Genomic DNA, 20,315 nt, shown 5'->3' with positions numbered 1-20,315 from the left:
TTTATCACACGGTCAGCGTCGCTTCGGCCGTTGGGATTTGCTCATAGACAACATGGTAGAAACGGCCGTCAAACATTTCCATCATTTTGTCTGTGATGACACGTCCTTCCAGCCGCACGGGCGAAGCCAAAGCTTCTTCGACCGCCGCCAACGACGGATAATCTATTTCCTGCACCATAGCGATAGACGGTGAGCCGGGGTCCACATTCAACATGCGCATGACCCGCACGGCTTGCGCATTTGGCATGCGCTTCCAGACCGGAAGCAGCTGTTCCTTCACGATGTGAAAGAACTCTTCCTCGCGTCCGGGATGAATTGTGCCTTCAAAAATTGCTGAACGTGTATGCATGGAGAGTTCCCCGTGTGCCAGTTTTTGGTATTGCAATGATATCGATAACATGCACTATTGCAAGCAGCAAGAATGGGAATGAATAACTTACGATAGGTCTTTGCGTTTCGACGATACGGTCGTGCTGATATTCAGCGCAGTCTCAATGTCACAAGCGATTTTCCCGGGGCTTGCGCGGGAGGGGAGCGTAAAATCGAATACTGTTTAAGAGCTGGAAATTCATGAACTTGCGATGTTATCGAAAACATCGAGCGACAACATAAAAGCGAATGTCAACGTATAACGATGATGTCTTGCTGTCATTCAAGGAGGGTTGAGTGAAGGCGGGAACTGGAGGAGAAATCATGCGTATTCTGAAAACAATTCGTAACTTGGCCATGGGTTTAACGATGGCTGGCATGTTTGGCATGGCTGATGCCCATGCCGTGACTATGAGTGAGATTACTGCTCGCGGCACCGTTAAAATTGGCGTGCTGACAGGCGCCCCACCGATGGGGATGGTTGATGAAAAGGGCAATCCAGCGGGCTATGACGTCGATGTCGCCAATCTACTTGGCACCTATCTCAATCTGCCTGTTGAACTTGTTCCGCTGACGCCGCCTGCACGTATTCCAGCGCTTCAAACAGGCAAGGTTGATTTCCTCGTTGCCACGCTTTCACCAACGGGTGAGCGCGCTAAAACGGTGATGTTTACTCAGCCATACAGCGCCTTCAATATGGATATTATTTCTGGTCCGGATCAGAACTTTGCCAAGCTTGAAGACCTGGCTGGCAAGCGCGTGTCGGTGAACCGCGGTTCTACTCAGGAAACAGCACTCCGGAAAGCTGCGATTCAGGGGCTCGAAATCGTTGTCTACGAAGATGACTCCACAAGCGCGCAGGCATTGATTGCCGGGCAGGTAGATGCTGTGGCGCTGCCTTCCACTGTGGGCGAAGCAATCATCAAACAGCGCCCGGAATCGGGACTCAAGGTTGGGTTCACTTTCTTCCAGCAAGGCAATTCGATGGCCACAAAGCTTGAAGATTTTGAGGTCCGTCAATGGCTGAACACGGCCATCTATCTGATGAAGATCTCAGGCGATCTGGACAAGATTGCAGTGAAGTGGACAGGCCGTCCGATGCCTGACCTGCCATCGTTCTGATTGGTTTTCCGTCGGTGCCTCGCTGCACCGACGGATTTCTTCACATCTTTACATAGAAGAATCCGCACAAGCGCTGTTATTCAGCGGGAGGCCGGACCATGTCCTACACTTTTCAGTTCGGAGTCATCGCCCAATATCAGGATGCTCTGCTGGCAGGCATATGGCTGACAATCAAACTGTCAGTCATGTCCATCGTTTTGGGTTGCGCGGGCGGCGTTTTGTTCGCTTCGCTGCGGTCGATGAATAGCGGCATAATTCGCTTTCTTATTGATGCCTATGTCGAGATCATACGCAATACGCCATTTCTGGTGCAGTTGTTCATCATCTATTTCGGTCTGCCTGCGGCAGGCTTCCGTGTGGGTGCCGAAGTCGCGGCCCTGATTGGTATGACGATCAACCTCACAGCCTATTCCACGGAAATCATCCGCTCAGGCATTGAGGCCGTTCATAAATCACAGATTGAGGCGGGTGAGGCGCTCGGTTTCACGCGGCTACAAATTTATCGGCATGTGATCATTCTGCCTGCTTTGGCAAAGGTCTATCCAGCCTTGTGTAGCCAGTTCGTATTGATGATGCTCGCATCCAGCGTTTGTTCAGTGATTTCAACTCAGGAACTCGCTGCATCTGCTGCCTTCGTTGAATCACAAACCTACCGCTCATTCGAGGTCTACATCGTCGTGACCCTGATTTATCTGGGGCTGGCATTGTGCTTGCGTGCAGTCCTTGCGCTGATCGGGCTCTGGCTGTTTGGTCGTCGTGTTGCCCGCCGCACAGTTGCAGCAATTCCGGAGGCGTCAGCATGACTTTTCGAACCTTTGGCCCCGACGAATTTCTGTTTCTGCTTACGGGTTTGCAGTGGACGATATTGCTGACTGCTATCGCATTGATTGGCGGTGGCATTGCCGGTTTCCTGATCGCGCTGGCCCGTGTTTCGACAATGAAATGGCTGCGCGTGGCCGCTGGCACCTATATCCAGATCATTCAGGGCATTCCGGTGCTGATGATCCTGTTTCTTTCTTACTACGGTTTGAGCCTCGCAGGGTTTGATCTGCACCCTCTGCTGGCTGCCGGGGCATCAATGTCCGTATATGCGTCGGGCTATCTGGCAGAGATTTGGCGCGGCTGCATTCAGTCGGTTCCAAAACAGCAATGGGAAGCATCGGAGTCTCTCGCTCTGACGCGCGTTCAGCAATATCGCTATGTGATCCTGCCACAGGCCGTTCGCATATCCTTGCCGTCAACTGTCGGCTTTGCCGTGCAGGTGGTCAAGAATACCTCGATCGCGTCGATTATCGGCTTTGTCGAACTGGCCCGCGCAGGCACGCTTATCAACAATGCAACGTTCCAGCCATTCCGCGTTTTTGTGGTGGTAGCAGCGCTTTATTTCGCAGTTTGCTACCCACTGTCATTGCTATCACGCTGGCTGGAAAGGAGGCTCAATGTCTGAAGTCATCATCAAGAATGTGCACAAGAGCTTCGGCAATGTCGAAGTGCTCAAGGGCGTTTCCCTGACGGTAGAACGTGGCGAAGTTTTTGCCCTGATCGGTCGCTCAGGATCGGGAAAAAGCACGCTGCTGCGCTGCATCAACGGGCTTGAGAAGATCAACTCCGGAGAGATCGAAATCGCCGGCCATAAAGTGACCAGTGACGCGTCCCAGCTACGCAAACTGCGCAAAGATGTTGGTATTGTTTTCCAGAGCTACAATCTGTTTCCGCATCTGACGGTTGGCGAAAACATCATGCTCGCTCCGAAGATCGTAAAGGCTGTTTCAAAAGCCGATGCCCGTAAAAAGGCTGAAGAGGTTTTGAAGCTCGTCGGGCTTTCGGAAAAATTCGATGCCTATCCCGATCAGTTGTCGGGTGGCCAGCAGCAACGCGTTGCAATTGCGCGTTCCTTGGCAATGCAGCCAAAAGTGATGCTGTTCGATGAAGTGACGTCGGCACTCGATCCGGAACTGACGGAAGAAGTGCTCAATGTGATGGAGGAGCTGGCGCGGGGCGGTATGACGATGATCCTAGTGACCCATGAAATGGCGTTTGCCAGGCGCGTGGCGACAAAGACGATTTTCATGCATCAGGGTAAAATCTGGGAGGAGGGGGCTTCAGCCGAACTCTTTGCCAATCCCCAAACTGCTGAGCTACGCCAGTTCGTCAAATCGGACGTCAAATAACCCCCGAAATAGCCAATAAAGAGAAACAGTATGTCCGTTGAAATACTCCAGCTCTGCCCATTGACCCCCGCAATGGAGCAAAGCCTGAACGAGCAGTATAAAGTCCATCGCTGGTTCGAGATCAAAGATCAGGATGCCTTCCTGAATACGCATGGCGACAAGATCAAGGGCGTTGTCACTGGCGGTCATATCGGCATTCCAAATGAACTGGCAGACCGCTTGCCCGCGCTTGAAATCGTTGCCATCAATGGCGTTGGATTTGACAAGGTGGATCTGCCGAAGGCGCGCCAGAGAGGATATCGCGTTTCAAACACGCCGGATGTTTTGACAACCGATGTGGCCGATACGGCGATTGGTCTCATCATTGCGCAGGCGCGCCACATTGCGACTGCGGATGCACATGTGCGTAAGGGAAATTGGCCAAAGGCCGAAATCGGGCTTGGTACGCGCGTCAGTGGGCAACGTTATGGGATATTTGGGCTCGGTCGTATCGGCAAGGCAATTGCCCGGCGGCTGGAAGGCTTTGATGGCCAGATCAGCTACACCGGCAGGGCAAAGCAGGATGTGCCTTACGACTATTACCCAAGTCTTCTGGAACTTGCGCAGAATTGCGACGTTCTGGTGATCGCAGCCGCTGCAAGTGCCGAAACACGTCATGCGATCAATGCTGACGTGCTTGCGGCGCTCGGATCAAATGGCGTGCTGATCAATATAGCACGCGGATCTCTGGTGGATGAAGTGGCGCTGGTTAAGGCGTTGCAGTCCGGGCAACTTGGCGGTGCTGGACTGGATGTATTTGAGAACGAGCCAACGGTTCCGGCGGAACTCTATGACATGCCGAATGTGGTGCTGACGCCGCATATCGGCAGTGGAACACATCAGACCCGAAAGGCGATGGCCGATCTTGTTCTGGCAAATCTGAGTGCGCATTTTGGCGGCAGGGAACTTGTGACCGCGGTTGTGTAGTCAGTGACGTCTGACAGAACCTGAAACGATAAAGGCGGCCAATGGCCGCCTTTCTTATGATAACCTGCCGTCAAGTAGGCGCATCATCTCGGCAGAATCTTTATCGCCTAATCCAGCTGCGCAGAGCAGACGATGAATTTCAACCACCTGACCTGTCATTGGCAGCGGGGTTTTGGTTTTCATGGCAAAGGCCTGAAGCGCGTCCAAATCTTTCAGCATATTGTCGATGCGGCCGGTGGGGCTGTAGTCGCGGGCCGCGAACTTTCCCATGAACTCCTGCATGATACGATTGTCGGCTCTGCCGCCTGCCAGTGCTTGCGGAATGATTGCCGGGTCAACGCCGCCTGCTTCTGCGAGTTTGACTGCTTCCGCCACGGCCTGAAACGCTACGGCACAGAAAAGCTGGTTGATGAGTTTGGTCGTCTGGCCAGCTCCACTGGGACCCATCAATGTGTAGTTGGCGCTAAGATGTTGCATCACGGTATAAGCGTGATCGAAGTCTTCTTTTTCGCCGCCCGCAACGATGGTCAACTCGCCAGTGAGAGCGCGGGGTGCCCCACCGGAGAGTGGACAGTCAACCCACTTCATTCCGGTTTCAGCGGCGAGTTGCTCGGCCATCTTCGCGGTTTCTGAAGGGTCGATGGACGACATGTCGATGAGGGTTTTTCCCGCCGATGCTGCTTGTGCAACGCCACCCTCTCCAAACACAACGCTGCGCACGATATTGGCATGGTTGAGGCTCAGAATGACAAAGTCGCTCTGTGCGGTCGCTTCAGCCGGAGATGCTGCGGCTGTTGCACCTTTCTCGACAAGCTTGGCTACCTTATCCGCATCAAGGTCAAAAACGTGCACCCGATTGCCTGTCTCCAGCAATCGGGTAGCGATCGCCGTGCCCATGATGCCGGCGCCAATGACTGCAATGTTTGAAGTCTTGCTCATCAATCTTCTCCCATGATTGACGTGATTCAGTAATCAAACGCTGGCGGTCATGCCGCCATCAACATGGAGCACCTGGCCATTGACGAAGGATGATGCATTGCTGCTGAGATAGACCGCAGCCCCTACCAGTTCTTCGACATTGCCCCAACGGCCCGCCGGTGTGCGCTTTTCAAGCCAGCCGGTGAACTCGGGATTATCGACCAGTGCCTGATTGAGCGGTGTTTTAAAGTAGCCCGGAGCGATAGCATTGATCTGGATTCCATACTTGGCCCAGTCCGTTGCCATGCCGCGTGTAAGGTTGCGCACTGCGCCCTTGGTTGCCGTATAAGGCGCGATAGATGGGCGCGCCAATTCACTTTGAACCGAGGCAATATTGATAATCTTGCCATGCTTACGGTTGATCATATGACGCGCTACGGCCTGCCCGACATAGAAAACGCTGGAAACATTGGTTGCAAGCAACTGCTGCCATTTGTCGTCTGGGAAGTCTTCAAGTGGCGCACGAAACTGCATGCCAGCATTGTTGATGAGAATTTCAATAGGTCCGATTTCGCGCTCAATCGCGGCTACACCTGTCTTCACCGCTTCAATGTCAGTGACATCAAAATTGGAAGCATATGCCTTATGGCCTGCAGCTCTCAGGTCTTTCACTGCTGTGTCGACTTTGGTCTGATCACGGCCGTTGATGACAACCTCGGCACCATGCTGGGCAAGCCCTTGGGCGAGTGCCAGACCAATCCCCTGGCTGGAGCCGGTTATCAGGGCCAGTTTGCCCGTCAGATCGAAGAGCGGAAATGTCATTGGTTCCTCCCGGATACTCAAATGCTTTAACAGCCATTGACAGTATTGTTCTTGCATAAATGTTATCGATAACATATGCAAGTTAGATCAGGGAGGACCGGATGAAAACTGTCGTCATTCACGCCGCTAAAGACCTCAGAATTGAGGAGCGCGAACCCGAAGCCGTAAGCGCAGGTCAGGTCGAAGTTGCCATTCAGGCAGGTGGGATTTGTGGTTCCGACCTTCATTATTATAATCACGGTGGTATCGGTGCCATTCGTCTGCGCGAGCCGATGATACTTGGTCATGAAGTGGCGGGAACCATCACGGCTCTGGGAACTGGCGTGAGTGGACTGGCTCCTGGCGATCAGGTAGCCGTCTCGCCAAGCAGGCCTTGCGAAGCCTGTCAATATTGCCTCAGGGGCATGCAAAATCACTGCCTTAATATGCGATTTTATGGCAGCGCGATGCCTATGCCGCACATTCAGGGTGCCTTTCGTCAAAGGCTGGTTGCACAAAGCTGGCAATGCCACAAAGTCGCCGATGGCATCTCTGTTCATGAGGCGGCCTTCGCCGAACCTTTGGCTGTGACACTCCATGCTGTCGCGCGTGCTGGTTCCTTACTGAATAAGCGAGTGCTCGTAACCGGCTGCGGACCAATTGGGGCTTTGATTATCATTGCTGCACGTGCCCATGGTGCGCGCGAGATCGTCGCGACCGACGTGATGGAGCCAGTGCTCAAAAAGGTTAGGGAAGTTGGCGCAGATCGGACCATTAATGTGGCCAAGCATCCCGAGCAGTTGGCGAGTTATGCGGCAAACAAAGGCTACTTCGACATTATGTTTGAAGCCTCTGGTAACGAGCGTGCGATGCGGGCGGGATTGGAAGTGCTGAAGCCACTTGGCATTCTGGTGCAGGTCGGTCTCGGTGGCGATGTCTCCATCCCACAGAATATCGTGGTTTCGAAAGAGATCGATATGCGCGGCTCTTTCCGTTTTCACGAAGAGTTCGGCCTTGCGGTCGATATGATCAACCGCAAAGCCGTCGATGTGAAGCCGCTTCTGAGTTCCGTCTATCCGCTTGAAGACGTTCTTTCAGCTTTTGAGATTGCTGGCGACCGCAACCAGTCTATGAAGGTTCAGCTGACGTTCTAGAGTATGTCTCCCAAAAGCGTAAACCGGTCTTGGGAGAAAGACATACGTAAAAACAAACAGATAGAGCATTCATAACGTTTCATCTTAAACGGGAGATGCTCTGCCGCTTCACTGGGCAGGGCCTCTCACATAGCGGTTCATGCCAATGTCTTTTGACGTTGCGCGACGATGAATTTCGGCCATGGTCGAATGAAACGCTGCGTTGCGTTGCTCCAGTTTTGCGTGTTCGGCGAGGTGTGCCGGCACAAGTTCACGGATTTCAGCAAGGATAGCCGCTTCATCAATTGAGCGCATCCGACCCTGATGAACGACGATTTCACCGGCGACCATAACAGTCTCAATTGATGAACCATTCTCTGCATAGACCAGATGCCGCGCAACATCATTGAGCGGGGTAAAGCTGAGTGTGGTGAGATCGAGGATCAATAGGTCTGCGGCCTTGCCGACTTCCAGGGAGCCGGTGACGTTTTCAAGCATGGCAGTATGCGCGCCGCCGATCGTGGCCATTTTCAGGATATCGTCGGCAAAAATCCATTCCTTGTAATCAGGGCCGGATACACTGTGAATGAGCCCCGCCACACGCATGACGTCAAAGATACGCACGGTATCGTTTGAAGAAACACCATCCGTTCCAAGCCCGACAGTTGCGCCTGCATTCATCAGCTGGCGAATGGGCGCTATACCCGCACCGAGCTTCTGATTGGAAATCGCATTATGGGCGACCGAGCATCTGGCCGCTCCCATGAGTTCAATGTCCTGCTCGCTGACCCAGACAGAATGGGCAACAGTGGTGTTACGCGTAAGAACACCCAGATCGTGCATATAGGCGATCAGGCTTTTGCCATAGAGTTCGTGACCAGTGACGGCCTGGGTTTTTGTCTCCAGAATATGGGTATGCAAAGGAACACCCATTTTTAACGCGAGTTCGTGACATGCCTGAAGTAACTCCGCTGTACAGCGCTGCGGTGCCGATGGTGCCAGCATGAAATTGATACGGCCAGCCGTGCCATGCAGTGTCGAGAAAGCCGACCGGCAATAGTCCATATAGGCGTTGGCTGACATCGGCGGTCCGAAATCGAGCTGTTTCTGTAATTCAGGCGGCATGACTTCGCGGGCATAAGGCAGTGCGTCCAGCGTATGGATATTCATCGCAGCGCTTGACACATTGGCTCGGATTCCAGCGTCTTCATAGGCTTTGAAAACCGCTGACAGCCGCGTGAGATCATGCGCAGGCGGATCGAAAAAATCGTCACAAATGGTTGTGACACCATTGCGCAATGACTCCATCGCAAGGAGGAGGCTGCGAAGATAGAGCAGCCTTTCATCGATCACCGGCCCCATCAGCAACGGGTAGGCATACAGCAGCCATATTTCGAGTGGCATGCCTTCATAGCGCCCACGAAAGAAGGTCTCGCTGGAATGCGTGTGTGCGTTGATAAGGCCCGGCATGACGAGCCGGTTTTTTCCATCAATCACAGTTGCATCGGGAGAGGCTGCGAGATTTTGCCCGATAGCCGAAATCCGACCGTTCTCAATCAGGAGGTCGCCCTCAAACGGGCGACTTCCATGCTGTGCGCACATTGTCAGGACAGTCGCGTTTTTGATTATAGTTTGCTTCTGCTTCAAGGTCATCGATCCGTCCTGAAATGTTACGTCGTACTGCTTTTACTGGTCCCGCAATTCACTGAAGCCGCTGGCAGCCTTTGTGCCTCCGCGTAACTGTGTGCTGACCCAGATGCCGACAACAGTGGCGATATAAGGAAGCGCAAGCAGGAGATCATGCGGAACACGATCGCCGAAAGCGAGCTGTGCCCTGATGCCGAGCGCACCCACGACTGCGAAGAACGTGGCAGCCAGACTTGCACCAATCGGATGGCCCGCACCGAATATTACGGCTGCAAAGCCCATGAAGCCGCGACCGGCAGTCATGTTCTGTGTAAAAATCTGAAGGCTACCGGCTGCAAGCTCTGCGCCTGCGAGTGCGCATAATATGCCGCCAATCATCAGTGCAACGAGGCGCATCACAGCTGGATTGACGCCAACGCTGCGTGCCGCAAAAGGATGCTCGCCAGCGGCTGCCAGACGCAGGCCGAAGCGCGTTCTCCGCAAGACGACCCACATGGCGAGGACGACAAATGGCATCATCAGGACGAGGATCGAAAGTGAGCCATATGCGCCAAAGGCCGGACCTAAGCGTGGCAGACCGAACGGGGCACTGACGGCTGCCTGTGTCCCGAAAATAGACTGGACAGCGAGAGCTGTTCCACCAAGCCCCAAACCTGTGAGCCCGAGACCTGCAATGATCTGGTTTGCCTTCAGTTTCTCGACGACAAACCAGAACAGGATCGATCCGATGACACAAACGACAATTGCAATCAAAAGCGCAAACCAGATCGATTGCGTGAGCACAATGCCGATGATTGTTGCGCAGGCACCGGCAATCATCAGGCCTTCAAGCCCCAGATGCCAGATACCGGTTCGCTGAGCGATGACGCCGGCAAGGGTGACATAAATCAGTGGCGTACCTGAACGCAGGATCGCGATTACGAAGTCTTCCATATCCGTCCTCCGAGTTTTGCTATCCGGTCGACGACACTGGATTTTGCTGTGATGAAAAGAGCAATGGCTGCATTGATGATGTCGATTGCCGAGGAAGGCAGGCCAGCCATGATCGGAATGTAGAGAGCTGCTGAAGCGAGGCCACCGAAAAACAGGGCGACGAAAGCGGTTCCAACAACCGAAAAGTTGGCCACAAGTGCGATAAGGATCGCCGTAAACCCATGTCCCGGCAGGAAGCCGCCGGTCAGACGACCGTTGGGGCCCATGAATTCAATTGTACCTGCAAGACCTGCAAGGGCACCACTCAAAAGGAAACTGGCAAGTCCGATACGCCATGTCCGCGCACCCTGCCATTGCACCATTGTCGGGTTGCGCCCCGCAAGTCCCGAAAGCACGCCGAAAGCCGTTCGATTGACCAGAAACCACATTGCCAGACCAACGATAACGGCGATGGCAATGATGGTGGGCGATAGTCCGAGAGAGTCGCTGATGCGGTAGACGCTCGCAAGTGGGCGGCTCGATGCCTGCTGTCCTGTCCCGGAGGGGTCTTTGAGAGGCCCCGCCGTGACATAAAGGAGAAACAGTCCCGCAATGAAATTTCCCATGAGGGTGGTGATGACTTCATCAGCGCCGGATTTCAGTCGCAGCAGTCCGGGCCAGAGAGCCCATAACGCGCCACCGGTCATGCCAGCAAGGAAACAACCGGTTATGAGGACTGGCGCAGGCGCACCATTCAGCCATTCGGCCATGAATGCGGCTGCAATGGCACCCATATAGAATTGCCCTTGCGCACCGATATTGAAGTAGCCAGCGCGAAAGGACACGGCGACACCAACCGCTGTGATGAACAGTGGCAGGCCCCATCGCAGAGCCTGTTGCAGCGCGCCGGGCCGCAGGAAGGCGCCTTCCGCAATAGACTGGAACATCAGCCCGGTTGAATAGCCCGCGGCCTGAAAGATGATGCCGCATAGTGCGAGGCCGATCAGGATGAAGATCAGCGCGCGAAAAACGGAAACGAGCCGGTCAATCATTGATGGACTCCTGTCATAGCGGCACCAACCGCTGCAAGGTCATAAGGTGGTCGGAATTCGGCGACGATGCGTCCTGAAAGCATGACGATCACGCGGTCAGAAATATCGAAGATTTCATCGAGATCAGATGAGATGAACATCAAACCGCAACCGCGCGCCCGTGCTTTGCGCATGGAATCCCAAACGAAGGAGGTCGCACCAATGTCCAGGCCACGCGTTGGCTGCGCTGCGAGAATGAGCCGCGCATCCTGATCCATTTCACGAGACAGGATAACCTTTTGGGCATTGCCGCCAGAGAGCGAACCTGCACGTTGGCCCACTTCAGAATAGCGCACATCCCATTCCTTGAGTGCTGCGTCGCATTGTTTACGGATGGCTGACGGGCTGATTGTTGACAGCAGCGACTTCTGAAGAAGGCTGCGAGCAGCCCAGTTTTCCCAAAGCGAGCTGGTCAGGCTCAGGCCTTCCACATTACGTTCGAAAGGAATGATGCGCAGGCCGGCAGCTCTCCTGGTAGCAAGAGGTGCGCTGGTCAGATCGGTGTTGTCGATAGCAATGTGGCCGTCTGTCACATCAGCCATCGCTGCAATTGCGCGGACCAGCGTTCGCTGTCCATTGCCTTCAACGCCAGCCACACCGATGATCTCACCGGGGTGAATGTTCAGGTTGATCTGATCAAGTGCCGGACCTTCCGGATCGGGCCGCGTTGAAACTCTGGTCATACGCAGAATTGGAGTGAGCATTGCCGCGCTGCCCTGAGCGTCCATATCCTCATGAGGGTGCGTGACGATTGTTGTGCCTGTCAGTGCGGCTTTATCGTCTGCATTGAGGTTTTTTGCAGCAGCAGCTCCAATGATCAGCTCGGCCAATTTATCGGCATTGATATCTTCACAGGGTAGCGGCCCGTCAACGAGTTTTCCACCGCGCAGAACCGTAACGGTGTCGGCAATCGCCAGAACTTCCCTGATCTTGTGCAGGATAAGGATCACGGTCACGCCGCGTTCTTTAAGCCGACGCACACGTTCAAACAACTTGTCTGCCCCTTCAGGGGACAGAACAGCGGTTGGTTCATCAAGGATGAGAAGCTTGGCGTCCGAAACAAGGGCGCGTGCGATTTCAACGCCTTGCTGGGTTTCCACCGGCAGATCACGGATACGCTGTTTGGCTTTCACCTTCACATCAAGCGCGTGGAGATGCGGTTGCCAGCGCTTTTCCAGACCAGTTCTTGAAAAGAGACCTCCACCTTCTGCACCGAATTGCATCGCCTCTGCAACGGTGAAGGATGGTGGAAGCGCAAAACTCTGATGCACAAGCTCGACACCCGCACGGCGGGCGTCCTTCACATTGCCGCCCAAAAGTGGGCGGCCATCGATTTTCAGTTCGCCCGATGCTGGACGAACGAGGCCAGCCAGAACTCTGGCGAAGGTCGTTTTTCCGGCACCGTTCTGGCCAACGACGGCGTGGATCTTGCCACGTTCGAAGACGGCTCCGACATCGGAGAGCGCAACAACGGAACCATATCGTACGGTCACATCATGGCATTCAAATATGGGGGGGCTGGCCTTGTTCATAGCAGCATGATCCAGTCGGAAATCAGAGCGTTGTATTGAACGGAACTTTCAGTGATCCGTTTAGGATCGCTGTGCGCGCCGCTGCTATTTCCGGTTCAACTTCTTTTGCCTTGGCGACAAGATCTGCCGGTCCCTGTTCCGCGAAAAGCGGTGATGGGATGAAGTCGATCACACCCGTTCCAAGGCCGGTATGCTCATGTATGCCGCCAGCAAAATCATTACCGAGAGCCTTTGTGACTTCATTATAAAGTGAGTTGCCGAAATCGAGGCCGACGATCGAAATCACGTTCTTCGGGCCTTGTGGGAACTGTGCAGGGTCGAGCACGCTGACGAGGCGTCCTTCGCCTTCTTTCGCTGCAGCAATAATGCCGAAATCGGTTGCCGCCGCGTCCGTCTGAATGAAGTCGATGCCGCTTGAATACATCTGCGTCGCAATTTCCTGACCCTTTGCCGGGTCTTGGAATGAGCCTGCAAAAGCAACCGTCACGGATGCATCCGGGCGCACAGACAAGGCACCAGCCTTGAATGCATTATAATCGGCATTGATTGGTGGAATGGATACGCCGCCGATGAAGCCAAGCTTGCCGGATTTGCTTAAGCGCGCTGCAAAAATTCCCGACAGATAGCAGCCGAGATAATAGTCGTAGGAGACTGTTACGACATTCGGAATTGCTGGCTCAAAAGGATCGGCGAAGAGCTGGACCCATTTCGTATTTGGATAGGATGGGGCCAAAGCCTTGTAGGGTTCCGCAACTTCGTTGAACGTTGAAACGATCACGGAAGCGCCTGCATCGCCCAGGGTGCGGAAGATCGTTTCGTAGGTTGCCGGGTCCTGCGCATAGACGGCGCGTGATTGAAAGCCATGTTCATCAGCAAGCTGCTTGAGCTTGGCGATCATGGAATCCACAGCACTCGCGTCACCTGCCGCCTGCGTATGCACAAGGGCAACGAGACCGCCCGCGGCATAGGATGCTGCTGTCAGCAGGCCATTGGTCATGCTGAAAGCCGCCAGACCTGCCGTCGTTTTCAGAAAGCTTCTGCGGTCGATGGAATGGCGCAGCAGATTGATTTGATTTGAATCTTTGTTCGTCATGTTCCCATTTCCTTGCTCTGGAAGTTCGGTACCCGAATTTTTATTGGGGCGGCTCATGCGCCGCCCTTGGTTTTACGGATGCACTGTTGCATCCGGCTGCTTTATGCGCCGGGCGAAAATGATGCCGGGTTCATAATCATCACGTCCTGCGTCTGGATTGCATCGAGTGCCCACACACCGGAGATAAAAGTCTGCCATTCCGGATCGGCATACATGGCAGTACGCCGTGTTTCACGATCTGCGAGACTGTCATAGCGCCACATCAGAACGGTCCGGTGCAGATGCCCGATTTCGCTGACATAGAGGCCGAGAAACGTGTTGAGGTGCCGCTTCTGGATCGGCAAGCCCTCGGTTTCATATTTTTTGAGCCAGCCGTCGACCGTGCCGGGCTTGAAAGTATAAGTGCGATGCTCGACGATCATTATGAGGCCTCCTTGAGAATGAATTCAGCAGCGCGCTCCCCGATCATGATCGCCGGAGCATTTGTGTTGCCGCTGGAAATGATTGGCATGATTGAAGCGTCTGCAACGCGCAGGCCTTCAATGCCATGAACTTTAAGCTGCGCATCGACGACTGCCATCGGGTCGTTGCCCATCTTGCAGGTGCCAACCGGATGGAACGTTGTCATGGCATTGGCGCGCAGCCATTTGGTCAGTTCCGCATCGGTCTCGACCGCCGGGCCGGGAGCGAGCTCCTTGCCACGATATTTGTCGAAAGCTTTCTGCTTGATGACATCCCGCGTCATACGGATTGCGTTGATCATCGTGCGAATATCGAACTCAGTTTGCAGATAATTGGCATTGATGCGCGGGCGGTCCATCGGATCGGCTGAACGCAGACTGATCTGGCCACGACTTTCCGGGTTGACCGGGCCAACACGCAACGAGAAACCATGATTGGCTTCTACGCGTTCTTTCTTGAACGGATTCGGGAAATGCAGGTTTGCGGTCTTTTCAAGCGCAGGCATGAAATGCAGCTGGATATCGGGTGCTGCAAGATCAGCGCGTGACTTGACAAAAGCCCCTGCCTCATAAGGGAAGGTCGTGGTGATACCTTCCCCAAACAACATTCCCTGAATGACTGATAATGTCAGTTTGTCGGCGCGCAGATCGGAATAGAGAGTGACCGGTTCGCGGCATTCATAAGCCATGACACAATCGACATGGTCCTGAAGGTTCTTGCCAACGCCGGGCAGGTCCTGCACGACCTTGATGTTGTGTTCGGCCAGTTCGTTGGCTGCGCCAATGCCCGAAAGCATGAGGATTTGCGGGGAGTTGACCACGCCTGCTGACAGGATGACCTCACGATTTGCGTGGACTTTGGTGACATTGCCTTTTCGGCTGTACTCGACGCCGATGGCGCGGCCATTCTTGATCAGCACACGTCTCGTGTGGGCGCGGGTGATGATCGTCAGGTTAGGGCGTTTTTTTGCCGGGCGCAGGAACGCATAGGCTGCTGAACAGCGCTTGCCCTTAGTGATGGTAAAGTCGTACCGACCGAAGCCTTCCTGTTCTCCACCGTTGAAATCGTCGTTTAATGGATAACCGGCCTGTTCGCCTGCTTTGTTGAAAACGTCGAGCAAACCATTCCAGCCCCGGGCACGGCAGACGGTCAGCTCGCCTTCGGTGTTGTGGAAATCATCCTTGCGCTGCACATGGGTTTCAGAGCGCAGGAAGGCAGGAAGCACCTCATCATATGACCATCCGGTTGCACCCATTTGCGCCCAGCGATCATAGTCGTGACGGTTTCCGCGCACATAAATCATGCCGTTGATGGTGGAGGTGCCGCCAAGCACTTTTCCACGTGGCCAATAAAGTGAGCGATCATTAAGATGAGGTTCCGGCTCTGTGTGATAGTGCCAGTTGTAAATGCCCGAATGAAACAGCTTTCCCATCAGCATGGGGAGCCGGAACAACGGGTTGAGGTCCTGTCCTCCGGCCTCCAGCAACAGCACTTTGTTGGCTGGATCGGCGGAAAGGCGGTTGGCGAGAACACAGCCAGCTGAACCTGCACCGATGATGATGTAATCGAATGTCTTCGTTGCGGCCATGTTACCAAGCGATGGGTTGAGCGCCCATCTCCTCCAGAAAATCGTTACAAAGTATGAATGGATTGGGACGGGCGAGTACTTCGTCAGCGCGTGCAGGATGATCGCGCAGAACGCAGCGCAGATGTCCGCCAACCGTTTCGTCAATACCTGCCAGTGCGAGTGCCTGTGCGGCTGCATCGCCAAACCCCAGAAACACCAGCGGCTTTCCGCGTGATGCAAGGGTTCGCAATGTTTCCACGATCAAAGGCCTCCAAAGAACGAGGTGACCTTGCGATTGATGAGGGTCGATGTCGACTTTGAAGCGCGTGAGTGTGAGTGAAGCATTGAGGAGCAGGGCTCCTTCGGACACCCAGCGATCGGCTATATCGGATGGATGTTCGAGCGCTACCGCGCCATTTTCTATCGCAGCCAGTGTTTTTGGCCAGTCGCTGAAATCACGCGCATAAGACAGATCACCCGTGCGTGCGGCGACGATCTGCTGCGTGTAGGCGCGAATGCTTTTGGAAAACATCTTGTTGAGTTCGTTCCAACCCGCAAGGTTTCCCGCTTCAAAAGCGCGTCCGGTAGCAAAGCCCGGCTCAGGATAGGGGTCCTGACCAAGAACCACGCAAGTCACGTCGTCTGGAGAAATCCCGTCGAAAGCGCGCAAGCAATGGGTTCCGACAGGCATGCCGGGGAAATGTTTTCCACGACGAACGGGAAAGATCGGTTCCCAGACTTCGAGTTCCAGTTCCGACGCGATTCCTTCGAAATCGAGCGCAACATGTCCGAGCAGATCGCGCCATGGCTCCTTCAGATCGGCTGACCAATCTGACAGAAACTCCTCCATTGCAGCCCGTAACAGCATAGCCATTTGCACCCTCCCCAAGGTGGCGGTCATCAGGTGGTTTTCAGGAACCTGACCGTTTTGTCAGCTTTTTATGAAAAGAAGTTGACCATATTGTCAACTTCTTTTTTATTGGTGTTTCGATTCTCAAGGCCTCATACAGTTGTTTTGGCAGGCCTGTAGATGAATGCGCATTGATGTCCGGAACAAATGATCCGGGAAAAGATGTTTAAAAATAATGGGATAACCAATGGCAGAGCAAAGCAGATCGGTTGAAATGGAGCCTGCAAACCAGGCCGCCTCGGATGAGCCGATCAGAGCACGCAACATACTCAAGATCCTAACCGCTGCTGTTGAGATTTTTTCTCGCAAGGGTCTTGATGGAGCACGCATCGTTGAAATTGCGAAAGCTTCGGGTCTACCGAAAGGCAATGTCTATTATTATTTTTCGTCTAAGGAAGAGATTTACAACGCTGCAATCGACAGGCTGATTCACAGTTGGGACGATGCGTTTCGGCATATCTCGGTTGATCGTGAGCCTGCTGATGCAATAGCGGCCTATGTTCGTGCAAAGCTTAGTCATGCATGGCAGAATGCGGCTGAGACGCGCCTCTTTGCCAACGAGATTTTACAGGGTGCCGAGCATCTCTCGGTTGAAGCCCGGGAACACATGCGACGAGTTACTTCCGAAAAGGCGGGCGTCATTGAAATATGGGCTGCTGCAGGCAAAATCGAGCCTGTGGATGCGCGTCATTTGTTCATTCTTCTTTGGTCTGCAACGCAGTTTTATGTCGAATTTGAAGCGCTGGCGTGTGACGCGCTGGATATCAGTCAGCTCAAAGAATCCGATTATGATCTGGCTGCAAAGACGATTACTGATACGATCCTGCGTGGATTATTGGTGCGATGAAAGCACATGACACTGGCTTTGGCAGGATCAGGTGCTTTCAATGCTGTTCAAGATTCAGCAGCTTTGTAGGCTGAGTGTATCGCGCAATTTCAGCATATCCGCGCAAACTTCCTCCAGATCAGCGATATCGAAGCCATTCGCATAGCGGAAGCCATGCCGTGCAAGGGCTGCTTTCAGAGCGCCGGTATATTCTGCACGACCACCCTTGATAATCAGCCCTTTTTCCTCTTCAAAAGACGAGTTCCAGTCAATTGCTTCCTGCTCACTGACACTTTCGGGCAGGTTGAGATGCAGTGCTCTGTTTTCCAGTTTAACAGGATATCCACCCGGTAAACCATTTGGTCCCGGGACATGGCCTGTCCATGATTTGTTGGCCGCATAAGCAGCCATCAGCGTGACGCCGCTTGCACCTGAAATTTCGATTGCCGGTTCGGTTGTCAGCTTCACATCTTCAAACTCCTTGAAGACCTCTGCGATTTCCTTGCCATCTATAAACACCCTGCAAGCGCGCATGCCGGCACGTTCTGACGCTGGTCTGCGCCACGCGGCCAGGTTTTGATAATGCGCAATGACCTGCATGCGTTTTTGATCTGTGATGCCTTTAGCGCCAGCAAAGACATTGGAGAGAATGGCGACATTGCCGGTACCGCTCAGCACTTTATAACCCATCGCCGTAATCATGCCGTTCACAACGTCTGGAAAGCCACAATTGATGAGCGCAGTTTCAGGCGAAAGCTTGCTGATCGATCGCGCCATACGGCTTGAAATAAGCGCTTGAAACACCGCGGTGGCTGAAAGGCCACCTTCAGCGACCAAGGCAGTCCATTGGTTGCCGGTATCCGAAATGACGCTGGAAGTTTGTATCGATGCGCCCTGCACAGCTATGGTTGGCTTTGTGTCTGCAATCAGCTGATCGGTTGCGCCTGCTTTCACCAGATCGATTTCATAGGTGTCGAAAGTGATTGGTTTGCTGAACATGGAAGCACGCGCATTACACGCAGTTTTCAGCCAGCTGAGACGATCGCGGTTGCGGCCAGCAATCACCACATGCAAAGCCTCATCAGAGGTGGCTGCAAGATCAAGCGCAATGCGACCGGAAAAGGCACCTGTACCGGAAATAAGAATGTCAGTCTTCGGGTTGTTTTCGACTGAAGTCATGGGCTTGTTCCTCCTTATTCTTGATTAAGCCGGTCCCAGCAATCATCATGGGACTTGGGCAGCTTGTGCTTCATGATGCGCTGGCTTGGTGTGCGTTCAAACGTATCGACAAACGCGATGTAACGCGGCAGCTGATAGTGGGCGAGACGGCTTTTCAGCCAGTCGTTCAGGGCACCAGCTTTGGGTGCACTGCCGATTTTGGGTTGTACGAAAAGCTTGATGTCCTGCTCGCCAATCTCGGCTGCAACACCGATCATTGCGCAATCCTCCACATCGGGATGATCCGCAGCGACATGCTCAACTTCCCAGGCCGAAACATTTTCGCCTTTGCAGCGTACGCTGTCCGTCATGCGGCCATGGAAGAAGAGATTGCTGTCTTCGCCCCATGACCCCAGATCGCCTGTGAAAAAACCATCTGCACGTAAAGCTTTGGAAGTGGCTTCCGGATTGCGATAATAACCGGGGAAAATAGCGCCTTCGATTGAGGTGGTTACGACGATCTCGCCTTTTCCCTCTGTAACGACAGCGCCATGTTCATCGACGAGTTTGACGGTGAACCAAGGCACAGGGCGGCCTACAGATCCGACGATACCGCTATCATTGAAGGTGGTGAGGCTTGATGCCTCCGTCATGCCGTAACATTCGCGGATTTGAATGCCGAAACGTTCTTCAAAAGCCCGCCAGACTTCCGTCGCGCAACCACCGCCCCATGCAATGCGCACGTTGTGATCATGATCTTTTTCCGACGGTGGTTGCTTTAGGAGAATCTGGATGATGCCGCCGAGATGGTGGATATGGGTTGAGCCTGCCTGTCGCAGTTCATCCCAGAAGCGACTGGCGCTGAAACGATCAGAAATGGTGAGGGTGACGTTGCGTACAAGCGGCAGAAGCAACACCTGCGCGCCGCCAATATGGAAGAATGGCTCCCACATATAAAAGTCGTCATCGTCCTTGGCATCCGAACAAACTGCAACGGCTTCTGCCGCGAGACGCAACATCCGATGTGTCACCAGTACGCCTTTTGCCGGACCGGTTGTGCCGGATGTATACATGATCGCTGCAATATCGTCGGCAGTGGGGAGAACCGCTTCAAACTGCACGCTTGCTTCATATGCTGGCATTGCCGGGCTGTCGATTTCGATAATGGCGGGCAATTGTGCTGCGCCGCAATCGGCAATGACCGAGCAATATTCGTTGTCCGCAACAATCAGTGCCGGTTGGCTATGGCTTATTATATATTCAAGCCCCGCACCTTTGAGCGCAGTGTTGACAGGAATCCATGTCGCGCCGGAACGCGTAACCGCATAAATGACTGCCAGCGCTGCGGGGCTGTTGCGCATCATGACAGCAACGCGATCTTTTGGGCCGATGCCGTTTTCGCGTAGCTTTTGCGCGTGTATCGCAGATGCGTTCTCCAATCTCGCAAAGCTGATATCGCCTGTGGGGTGCCGGGCAAACAGCTTATCAGGTGTGTTTGCAGCCTTTTCCAGCAATAGATCGATGAAGGTGTGGGAGGTCGGCATGGTGTTTAAACCTGTAAATTTGGATGAGCCTATCTCACATTGCTGGCCTGTCAGTCAGGCCAGCAATCGGGAGGAAATGGTGAGTGTCTGGTC

General features: G+C 53.8%; 20 protein-coding genes. 7 read left to right on the top strand and 13 right to left on the bottom strand.

Going from position 1 to position 20,315, the window contains the following annotated elements:
* Positions 1-4: 4 nt before the first annotated feature.
* A complete protein-coding gene (locus CEV32_RS06920; protein ID WP_094575561.1) occupies positions 5-349 on the bottom strand; it encodes an EthD domain-containing protein in 345 nt (114 codons plus the stop codon).
* 377 nt (positions 350-726) lie between these two features.
* Between CEV32_RS06920 and CEV32_RS06915 the strand changes: the two genes are divergently transcribed.
* The 5 genes from CEV32_RS06915 to CEV32_RS06895 all read left to right on the top strand — a co-directional run bounded on the left by CEV32_RS06915 (position 727) and on the right by CEV32_RS06895 (position 4,628).
* Positions 727-1,491 carry a transporter substrate-binding domain-containing protein gene (locus tag CEV32_RS06915; protein ID WP_374882749.1) on the top strand — a complete coding sequence of 255 codons (765 nt, stop codon included), beginning with the start codon at positions 727-729 and terminating at the stop codon, positions 1,489-1,491.
* Positions 1,492-1,589: 98 nt separating this feature from the next.
* Positions 1,590-2,294: an amino acid ABC transporter permease gene (locus CEV32_RS06910; protein WP_094575557.1), complete on the top strand. Its 705-nt coding sequence runs from the start codon at positions 1,590-1,592 to the stop codon at positions 2,292-2,294.
* A complete protein-coding gene (locus tag CEV32_RS06905) occupies positions 2,291-2,938 on the top strand; it encodes an amino acid ABC transporter permease (RefSeq protein ID WP_094575555.1) in 648 nt (215 codons plus the stop codon). The genes CEV32_RS06910 and CEV32_RS06905 overlap by 4 nt, the downstream gene beginning before the upstream one ends.
* Positions 2,931-3,662 carry an amino acid ABC transporter ATP-binding protein gene (locus tag CEV32_RS06900; protein ID WP_094575553.1) on the top strand — a complete coding sequence of 244 codons (732 nt, stop codon included), beginning with the start codon at positions 2,931-2,933 and terminating at the stop codon, positions 3,660-3,662. The genes CEV32_RS06905 and CEV32_RS06900 overlap by 8 nt, the downstream gene beginning before the upstream one ends.
* A gap of 30 nt (positions 3,663-3,692) precedes the next feature.
* Complete coding sequence (locus tag CEV32_RS06895; protein WP_094575551.1) at positions 3,693-4,628, top strand: 2-hydroxyacid dehydrogenase; 936 nt, start codon at positions 3,693-3,695, stop codon at positions 4,626-4,628.
* Between the two features lie 54 nt (positions 4,629-4,682).
* Here the strand turns inward: CEV32_RS06895 and CEV32_RS06890 are convergent, their stop codons facing one another.
* Together CEV32_RS06890 and CEV32_RS06885 are read right to left on the bottom strand one after the other, a co-directional pair.
* Positions 4,683-5,567, bottom strand: a complete 885-nt coding sequence (locus tag CEV32_RS06890; protein ID WP_094575549.1) for an NAD(P)-dependent oxidoreductase — start codon at positions 5,565-5,567, stop codon at positions 4,683-4,685.
* A 33-nt stretch (positions 5,568-5,600) separates the two neighbouring features.
* A complete protein-coding gene (locus CEV32_RS06885) occupies positions 5,601-6,368 on the bottom strand; it encodes an SDR family oxidoreductase (protein ID WP_094575547.1) in 768 nt (255 codons plus the stop codon).
* Positions 6,369-6,469: 101 nt separating this feature from the next.
* Between CEV32_RS06885 and CEV32_RS06880 the strand changes: the two genes are divergently transcribed.
* A complete protein-coding gene (locus CEV32_RS06880) occupies positions 6,470-7,501 on the top strand; it encodes an L-idonate 5-dehydrogenase (protein WP_094575545.1) in 1,032 nt (343 codons plus the stop codon).
* A 108-nt stretch (positions 7,502-7,609) separates the two neighbouring features.
* Here CEV32_RS06880 and CEV32_RS06875 read toward each other — a convergent pair whose 3' ends face one another.
* The 8 genes from CEV32_RS06875 to CEV32_RS06840 all read right to left on the bottom strand — a co-directional run bounded on the left by CEV32_RS06875 (position 7,610) and on the right by CEV32_RS06840 (position 16,658).
* A complete protein-coding gene (locus tag CEV32_RS06875; RefSeq protein WP_094575543.1) occupies positions 7,610-9,133 on the bottom strand; it encodes an amidohydrolase family protein in 1,524 nt (507 codons plus the stop codon).
* Between the two features lie 33 nt (positions 9,134-9,166).
* Positions 9,167-10,060 carry an ABC transporter permease gene (locus CEV32_RS06870; RefSeq protein ID WP_094575541.1) on the bottom strand — a complete coding sequence of 298 codons (894 nt, stop codon included), beginning with the start codon at positions 10,058-10,060 and terminating at the stop codon, positions 9,167-9,169.
* Positions 10,045-11,091 (bottom strand): ABC transporter permease, encoded by a 1,047-nt coding sequence (locus tag CEV32_RS06865; protein WP_094575539.1) that lies wholly within the window; start codon positions 11,089-11,091, stop codon positions 10,045-10,047. Before CEV32_RS06865 ends, CEV32_RS06870 begins: the two co-directional genes overlap by 16 nt.
* A complete protein-coding gene (locus CEV32_RS06860; protein ID WP_094575537.1) occupies positions 11,088-12,662 on the bottom strand; it encodes an ABC transporter ATP-binding protein in 1,575 nt (524 codons plus the stop codon). Before CEV32_RS06860 ends, CEV32_RS06865 begins: the two co-directional genes overlap by 4 nt.
* Positions 12,663-12,684: 22 nt before the next feature.
* Positions 12,685-13,755 carry a BMP family ABC transporter substrate-binding protein gene (locus CEV32_RS06855; RefSeq protein ID WP_235818753.1) on the bottom strand — a complete coding sequence of 357 codons (1,071 nt, stop codon included), beginning with the start codon at positions 13,753-13,755 and terminating at the stop codon, positions 12,685-12,687.
* Between the two features lie 101 nt (positions 13,756-13,856).
* A complete protein-coding gene (locus tag CEV32_RS06850) occupies positions 13,857-14,177 on the bottom strand; it encodes an NIPSNAP family protein (RefSeq protein WP_094575535.1) in 321 nt (106 codons plus the stop codon).
* Positions 14,177-15,805 (bottom strand): GMC family oxidoreductase, encoded by a 1,629-nt coding sequence (locus CEV32_RS06845; RefSeq protein ID WP_094575533.1) that lies wholly within the window; start codon positions 15,803-15,805, stop codon positions 14,177-14,179. The genes CEV32_RS06850 and CEV32_RS06845 overlap by 1 nt, the downstream gene beginning before the upstream one ends.
* A 1-nt stretch (position 15,806) precedes the next feature.
* Positions 15,807-16,658, bottom strand: coding sequence for a uracil-DNA glycosylase family protein (locus CEV32_RS06840; RefSeq protein WP_235818752.1), 852 nt, complete (start codon positions 16,656-16,658; stop codon positions 15,807-15,809).
* 223 nt (positions 16,659-16,881) lie between these two features.
* Between CEV32_RS06840 and CEV32_RS06835 the strand changes: the two genes are divergently transcribed.
* Positions 16,882-17,541, top strand: a complete 660-nt coding sequence (locus tag CEV32_RS06835) for a TetR/AcrR family transcriptional regulator (protein ID WP_235818751.1) — start codon at positions 16,882-16,884, stop codon at positions 17,539-17,541.
* 54 nt (positions 17,542-17,595) lie between these two features.
* On the opposite strand, the gene CEV32_RS06830 is transcribed toward CEV32_RS06835, so the two are convergent.
* Both CEV32_RS06830 and CEV32_RS06825 read right to left on the bottom strand, forming a co-directional pair.
* A complete protein-coding gene (locus tag CEV32_RS06830) occupies positions 17,596-18,699 on the bottom strand; it encodes a hypothetical protein (RefSeq protein WP_094575531.1) in 1,104 nt (367 codons plus the stop codon).
* A 14-nt stretch (positions 18,700-18,713) separates the two neighbouring features.
* Positions 18,714-20,222, bottom strand: coding sequence for a class I adenylate-forming enzyme family protein (locus CEV32_RS06825; RefSeq protein ID WP_094575529.1), 1,509 nt, complete (start codon positions 20,220-20,222; stop codon positions 18,714-18,716).
* Positions 20,223-20,315 lie beyond the last annotated feature (93 nt).

Origin of the sequence: Brucella rhizosphaerae (genome assembly GCF_002252475.1) — a bacterium.
GTDB classification, from domain to species: Bacteria; Pseudomonadota; Alphaproteobacteria; order Rhizobiales; family Rhizobiaceae; genus Brucella; species Brucella rhizosphaerae.
The sequence above is the reverse complement of the archived record's forward strand: the minus strand, read 5'-3'. Positions and strand labels throughout refer to the sequence as shown.